Genomic DNA, 7,256 nt, shown 5'->3' with positions numbered 1-7,256 from the left:
GCGGGGGGTGTGTTCGGTGTCGGTGGGCGAGCAGACGCTGCTCGCGTCTGCCAGCGACGATGGGACGGTGCGGCTGTGGGATGTGACTACCGGGCAGCACGAACGTTCGCTGGAAGGTCACACCGACTGGGTGCGGGGGGTGTGTTCGGTGTCGGTGGGCGAGCAGACGCTGCTCGCGTCTGCCAGCGACGACTGGACGGTGCGGCTGTGGGATCCGGTCACCGGCCACCACGAACGCATCCTACGCGGTCACCTCAGCCGAGTGTGCGGAGTGTGTTCCCTGTCGGTGGGTGGGCGGACGCTGCTCGCCTCCGCCTGTAGCGATGGAACGGTGCAGCTGTGGGATCCGGCCACCGGCCACCACGAACGTTCGCTGGAAGGTCACACCGGTTCGGTGGGTGGTGTGTGTTCCCTGTCGGTGGGTGGGCGGACACTACTCGCCTCCGCCAGCATCGACAAGACGGTGCGCCTGTGGGACCCAGCTACCGGGGACCTCGTACCTGCCTGGAACGGAATCATCGGCCGACTGAGACAACTACGCCATCTACACAGCGACCGGGTGCGTGGGGTGTGCGCGGTGTCGGTGGGCGAGCAGACGCTGCTCGCGTCTGCTAGCGACGATGGAACGGTGCGACTGTGGAATCCGGCCACGGGGCGGCACGAACGCACCCTGGGAGGTCACACCAGCCCCGTGCGTGGGGTGTGTGGGATGTTGGTGGGTGGGAGGACGCTGCTGGCCTCCGCCGGCGACGATGGAACGGTGCGACTGTGGGATCCGGCCACCGGCCAGCACGAACGCACCCTGCGCGGCCACGTCGGCTGGGTCACCGGGGTGTGCGCGGTTTCGATAAGCGGGCGCACCTTAGTCGCCTCCGCTGGCGAGGACCGGACCGTACGACTGTGGGACCCAGCAACCAGCGAGCCCATCCTCACCGTGCCGCTTCACTACTCCGCATTGAGCATCAGCTCAGAGGGTGCCGCTCTGGCCGTAGGAATCACGACCGGTTTGATAAACATCGAACTCCTCGAGGCAATCGCAGACAAGGCACAGTGAGACGTTTCTATTGTCAAGAGGTGCTGGTGGCTGGGCGTAGGCTGGTCAGGACGGCGCTGTTGCATTGAGCTGTCGTCAAGATCGTCTGTCGCAAAGTTCCTGCAGGATCGAAATCGGCCACTCCTGTGGGGCTCGAAAATTCGTGTACCGTGCCAAAACTCGTTCAATGGCGGTGAGCTGGCGTTTTGAAGATCAGTTCAGGCTGCCCGGTGGTACTCGTTGATCACCCCGTTGAGTCTTCTTCGGCGGCGTATGGGCTTGTCGATGGGGATGACGACGGACGGGTCATGGTTGGGTGGCCGCTTTAGAGCGACCGGCAGTAGGTGCTGATCCGGGCAGATAGCGGGACGGGGATAGCGAACAGGCACGGGACTCATCGATCATCGGAGTTCTCTACGCTCAGTGATCGACGGGAGTCCCGTGCCTGCCGTGCCATCATCGCTGTTGGACCCGGTCTGGGTCGAGTTCGCCGCGCTACTTCCGCAACGGCCGACCTACGACCCGGCCCACCCGCTGGGCTGCCACCGCCGACGTATCCCGGACCGGGTCGTGTTCGAGCACGTCATCGACGCCCTCGTCCACGGCTCCGGCTATGAACGCAGCGCCAGTTCCCGCTGTTCGGACCGGACCATCCGCCGCCGTGTCAAAGACTGGGCGGAGGCCGGTATCGCCCAACAACTCCACGCCTTGGCGCTGGCCGCCGACGACCGCATGATCGGTCTGTCACTCCAGGACCTCGCCACCGACGGCGCGATCACCAAAGCGCCCTGCGGCGGCGAACGGTCCGGCCGGTCACCGGTCGACCGCGGCAAAGGCGGTCTGAAACGCTCCACCAGCGTCGACGCCGACGGCATCCCCCTGGCCATCGTCTCGGCGCCAGCGAACCGCAACGACAACGCACTGTTCGAGGACACCCTCAAAAGCCACCACCGCACAGGCCGGGCCGCTACCTGTCGGCGCCACCATGCACCTGGACCGTGCCTACGACAACATGGCCACCCGCCAACGACTGCACGAGCACCACCTCAACGGCCAGATCGCCCGCAAGGGACTACCTGCCCCCATTCAGGCCGGCAAGCGCTGGGTAGTGGAGCGCACGAACTCCTGGATCAACGACTACGGCACAATCCCCCGGCGGCAAGCGTGCCGCGATGGGGTAGGCGCAAGTTGGTCGTCTTATGAAGGGCGCGCCCTGGTCGTGGGGGAGCGGGCGTGCTGCCGCTTGGAAGCGTCCCGGCGGCGGCCCCCGTTTACCCCCCGAAAACCCCGGCCCGACGATGACAAACAGTGACAAGAAGCGATCATCGGCTAAGCATGTTTGTGCAGCTCAATGCCTACTTTCGACAAAGAGCGACAAGCTCAGGTTGGCTACGGTTGGTAACAAGGGGTAGTCGGTTCTAATCCGGCCGTCCCGACGGAGGTCAGAGGGCATATCTCATCGATGGATATGCCCTCTTTGTCGTCTCTGAGTGTCTAACTGAAGGACTACGCTTCCGACTTCGGCGGCGCCGAATCAAGGATCCGGTCCATGGCTACCGCGCCGTCAGGGCCGTGCGGTCATTGGCGATGGCCCTCATCGTCGTGGTTTGACGAGTCCTGCGTCGTAGGCGAAGACGATGGCCGCGGCGCGGTCGCGGGCGCCGAGTTTTTTGAAGAGGGAGCCGACGTGGGTCTTGACCGTGGTTTCCGCGACGAACAGTTGTTCGGCGATTTCCCGGTTGGAGGCCCCGCGTGCCATCAGGCGGAGGACGTCGAGTTCGCGGTCGGTGAGCGCGTCGAGCTTGGTTTCGTGGCTGGTCGCCGGCCGTGTCGACTGTCGGTAGGAGTCGAGGATCGGGCCGAGGAGGGTGCCGTCGATCCAGGTGCCGCCGGACGCGACGGTGCGGACTGCCTCGATGAGGTTCTCGGGGGTGGCGGATTTCAGTTCGTATCCTGGATGTCGGGCTGGCTGCGCAGGATCAGTCCGAGCCCGGCGCGGACCATCGGCTGGTCGTCGACCAGGAGTACGCGGATCACGCGGACGCTCCGGCGAGGCGGCGGGGCAGCCGTGCCTGGACCACCCAGTGTTCCCGGTCCGGCCGGGCCTGGAAGGTCCCGTCGATGGCGGCCACCCGGTGTTCGAGCCCGGCCAGTCCCATACCGCTGCCGGCACGTGAGGAGGTCGGACCGAGCGCGCTTTCGACGCGTACCTCGACCTGGTCGTGGTCGACGCCGATGCGGATCGTCGCCTCGGGGGAGCGGGCGTGTTTGACGACGTTGGTGAGGGCCTCCCGGAGCACGTCGTGCAGGACGATGCGGGGCGCCGCCGACACGCCGCCCATGTCTCCGGCGACGTCGATGTCGATGTGCATTCCGGCGTCGCGGTACGTGCCGAGCAGGTGTTCGAGTTCGCCGGGTCGCAGTGGTGTGAGGGAGTGGGAGCCTTGGTGCATGAGCATCAGGGCTTGGCGCAGTTCGTCCATTCCCTTGCGGCCCACGTCCTCCGCCTGCCGCAGCGCCTCCGCCGCCTCCGCCGCCTCGGCGGTCTCCGCGATCTGCGTGGGCGAGGAGGTGAGGATCATCCGCGCTCCGGACAGGTGGAGCAGGACGACGCTGAAGCTGTGCCCCACCAGGTCGTGCAGGTCCCGGGCGATGCGTCGCCGTTCCTCGGCCACGGCGGTCTCGGCCAGCCTGGTGCGGGTACGTTCCAGCTCGTCGATGAGCGCGAACTGCCGGCCGACGACATGGCCGAAGGCCCATCCGATCAGCAGGCCGCCGAACCAGAGCCATGCGCCGATTCCCCGATGCCAGTTGTTGGTCTCCAGCAGCCAGATCAGGAACGGTGACAGCAGGCACAGACACATCACGACGGTGTCGAGCCGTCGCGGGCGGCTGGCCGCGACGACGGCTAGTGCGGTGACGACCACGAGGTAGGCGCTCTGGGTGACGACCGCCGCGTCGCCGACGAGTGTCGGGATCGTGACCCACGACAGCAGCAGCCAGCCCGGCATCGACCGCCAGGCCGCCCGGACGATCAGCGCCGGAAGCATCAGCAGCGCGAGGATCCAGCCCCAGTCCGAGGTGTAGGCGAGGTTGAGCACTCCCAGGCCGGTGCCGAGCACGGCCGCCCCGATCACGAACTCGTCGCGGTCACGCAGCAGTGCGGGCATGCCAGGAATATAGGTCAGTACCGGCGCCGTCAATTCCGACCACGGTGCCCGAACGCCTCCTACCGAGGTAGGAGCCGGCGCCGCCTCGCCCGTCCGGGGGAAGGACCGGATCGACACCCCACTCCGAGGACACCGGGGGGTCGCCGACTCCAGACTTCATCGGCAGGCGTCCGGACCGACCGGACCGCCGAGGAGGTCGTCGTCATGTTCACTGCGCTCGGGAGGCTGGTCGTCCGACGCGCCCGGCTGACCCTCCTCGGCTCGCTGGTCGTGTTCGCGCTGACCGTGATCCTCGGCGGCGGCGTCTTCGACAGCCTGTCGACAGGCGGCTTCGACGATCCAGATTCGGATTCCGCCCGGGCGAGCAGGCTCCTCGAAGACGAGTTCGGTGCCGGTACCCCCAACATCCTGCTCGTCGTCACCGCGGACGGTGGTGACGTCGACGCCCCCGACGCAGCGGCCGCCGGCCAGGCGCTGTCCACGGAACTCGCCGCCGTGGCGGGCGTCGACGAGGTGATGTCCTACTGGACACTCGGCTCGCCGCCGTCCCTGCGCGCCGACGACGGAGCCTCGGCGCTGGTCCTCGCCCGCGCCGGCGGCGAGGACGCGGACGCGGAGGCGACGGTCCAACGAGTACGGAAGCGGCTCGACGGAGACCGCGGTGCCGTCACCGTGCAGATCGGCGGCGCCGCGGCCATCGGCGAGGCTCTCGGCCACGGTCTGGAGCAGGACCTGGTGCTCGCCGAGATGATCGCGATCCCGCTGACGCTGCTTCTGCTCCTGCTGGTCTTCCGTGGCGTCGTCGCGGCGCTGTTGCCGCTCGTCGTCGGTGGCGCGGCGACCTTCGGCGCGTTCTTCGTGCTGTGGGGGATCGCCCGATTCACCGACGTCTCGGTCTTCTCGACCAACCTCGTCATGGCGCTGGGTCTCGGCCTGGCCATCGACTACTCACTGCTCATGGTCTCCCGGTTCCGTGAGGAACTGGACGCCGGGCACGGAGTCGGCCTGGCCACGATCCGCACCGTGGAGTCCGCCGGCCGGACGGTCGTGTTCTCCGGGGTGACCGTGGCCGTGGCGCTGCTGGCGCTCGCCGCCTTCCCGCTCTACTCCCTACGCTCGTTCGCCTACGCCGGGGTCGGTGTCGTACTGGTCGCCGTACTCGCCGCGGTGGTCACCCTTCCCACGCTGCTCGTGCTGCTGGGTCATCGGGTCAACGCGTGGTCGTTGCCGGGCATGCGGCGGGGCGGGGAGAGCGGGTCCCGCCGGTGGGCGGCCGTCGCCGAACGGGTGCTTCGCCGGCCGGGCCTGGTCACCGGCGCGGTGATCGCGCTGCTGGTGCTGCTCAGCCTCCCCATCCTCAACATCCAGTTCGGCAATCCCGACGCCCGGGTACTTCAGGCCGATGTGGCCGCCCGACAGGCGACGGAGAAGGTGCAGCGTGACTCCGGCTTCGCCGCCGAGGCGCTCCCGGTCGTGGTCAGGGGGTCGGCCACGCCGGCCGACATCGAGGCGTACGTCGTGGCCGCGTCCCGGGTCGAGCACGTCGCCGAGGTCGTCACCGCCCAGGGAACCTGGGCCGGCGGGCACCGGGTCGGCGGCCCCGCCCCGGACTCGGGCCGGTATGTCGCCGACGCCGGCCAGTGGTTCGAGGTCGTGCCTTCGGTGATGCCGGTGTCGTCGCAGGCCGAGGACCTCGTGCACGGCCTGCGGGACCTCGACCCACCCTTCGAAGCGCTCGTCGGCGGCAGCACCGCCCGACTCGTCGACACCAAGGCGGCGATCTCCTCCGTCGCTCCGTGGGCCGGGCTCTGGATCGCCCTGGCGACGTTCGCCCTGCTGTTCGCGATGTTCGGCAGTTTCCTCGTACCGCTGAAGGCGATCGTCCTCAACACTCTCAACCTGACGGCCATGCTCGGCCTCATGGTCTGGATCTTCCAGGACGGCAGCTTCTCCGGCCCCCTGGCATTCACCCCGACGGGTCTTACCGACACCGCGATGCCGCTGCTGATGTTCGCGGTCGCCTTCGGCCTGTCGATGGACTACGAGGTCTTCCTGCTCGCCCGGATGAAGGAGGAGTACGACCGCACCGGCGACAACCACGCATCGATCGTCACCGGACTCGCCAGGACGGGACGGATCGTCACCGCCGCGGCGCTGGTGCTCTCGATCACCTTTTTCGCCTTCGCCACCAGCGGGATCACCTTCATGAAGATGTTCGGCCTCGGCCTGGGCATCGCCGTGCTGATCGACGCCTTCATCGTCCGAGCGACCCTGGTTCCGGCGCTGATGAAACTCGCCGGGTCGGCGAACTGGTGGGCACCGGCGTGGGCCCGGCGCCTGCACGCACGGATGGGACTGGACGAGACCGGCGCCACCCTGTCCACCGAACCGCCTGGCGCACCGGCGGCCCGCGAGGAGCCCGGCCGCGTCCCGGAACACATCTCCTGACGCGCCCGCCTGCCGACAGCCGAACAGTGTAGGGAGTCCGAAATGCAGTCGTACGACGTCACAGCCGAATCGACGGCGCCGCCAGATGCAGTGTGGAAGTTACTGCTGAATCCGAAGAGCTGGCCCGAATGGTCGCGCATCGACGCGCTGGAATCCGACCAGTCGCGCGACCTTTCACCCGATGGACGAGACGACGTCGGCGCGACCCGCGCCTTCCGCACCGGAAACGTCGTCACCACGGAACGGATCACGGTCCTACAGCCCATACACCGGTTCGCGTACGAGGGTGTGGAGAACCCACAGATGGCCGACTACCGCGCCGTTGTCGAACTGCACGAACTGCCCGGCGGCGGAACACGGATTCGCTGGCACGGCACGTACGTGGCTCGCCGAGGGATGGGTTGGGTCTTCCAGTGGTACCTCCGCCGCTTCATGCGGGCCATGGTGACCGGACTCGCGGAGCACGCCGCCGGCCTGGACACTCCACCGGCCCGTCGTGGTCGGGAACTCCTATAGGGCTTGACGGCACTGATGTGCAACAACCGCGCACGGATGGCCAAGGAGCCAACCGTCCGCTCGAGTACCTTGCAGGCTGACAACGCGGA

The 7,256-nt window shown here is 67.8% G+C and carries 5 protein-coding genes and 1 pseudogene; 4 read left to right on the top strand and 2 right to left on the bottom strand.

The genetic code is table 11. The features are described 5' to 3' along the window. Both ACFP2T_RS19560 and ACFP2T_RS19555 read left to right on the top strand, forming a co-directional pair. A partial coding sequence (locus ACFP2T_RS19560; protein ID WP_377423805.1) for a WD40 repeat domain-containing protein occupies positions 1-1,054 on the top strand: 1,054 nt, incomplete at its 5' end. 420 nt (positions 1,055-1,474) lie between these two features. Then, positions 1,475-2,345 (top strand): annotated as a pseudogene (locus tag ACFP2T_RS19555) (IS5 family transposase). Between the two features lie 282 nt (positions 2,346-2,627). Here the strand turns inward: ACFP2T_RS19555 and ACFP2T_RS19550 are convergent. Then, positions 2,628-2,888 (bottom strand): response regulator transcription factor, encoded by a 261-nt coding sequence (locus ACFP2T_RS19550; RefSeq protein WP_377423830.1) that lies wholly within the window; start codon positions 2,886-2,888, stop codon positions 2,628-2,630. A 178-nt stretch (positions 2,889-3,066) separates the two neighbouring features. After that, entirely contained in the window at positions 3,067-4,203 is a 1,137-nt protein-coding gene (locus ACFP2T_RS19545) for a sensor histidine kinase (protein ID WP_377423802.1), read from the bottom strand. Positions 4,204-4,407: 204 nt separating this feature from the next. Here ACFP2T_RS19545 and ACFP2T_RS19540 point away from each other — a divergent pair, with 204 nt between their 5' ends. Both ACFP2T_RS19540 and ACFP2T_RS19535 read left to right on the top strand, forming a co-directional pair. After that, complete coding sequence (locus ACFP2T_RS19540; RefSeq protein WP_377423799.1) at positions 4,408-6,651, top strand: MMPL family transporter; 2,244 nt, start codon at positions 4,408-4,410, stop codon at positions 6,649-6,651. A 42-nt stretch (positions 6,652-6,693) separates the two neighbouring features. Beyond that, entirely contained in the window at positions 6,694-7,167 is a 474-nt protein-coding gene (locus ACFP2T_RS19535) for an SRPBCC family protein (protein ID WP_377423797.1), read from the top strand. The last annotated feature ends 89 nt before the right edge of the window (positions 7,168-7,256 follow it).

The sequence above is a fragment of the Plantactinospora solaniradicis genome (genome assembly GCF_042658085.1).
Taxonomy (GTDB): domain Bacteria; phylum Actinomycetota; class Actinomycetes; order Mycobacteriales; family Micromonosporaceae; genus Plantactinospora; species Plantactinospora solaniradicis.
This window is presented reverse-complemented; position numbering and strand designations above follow the sequence as displayed.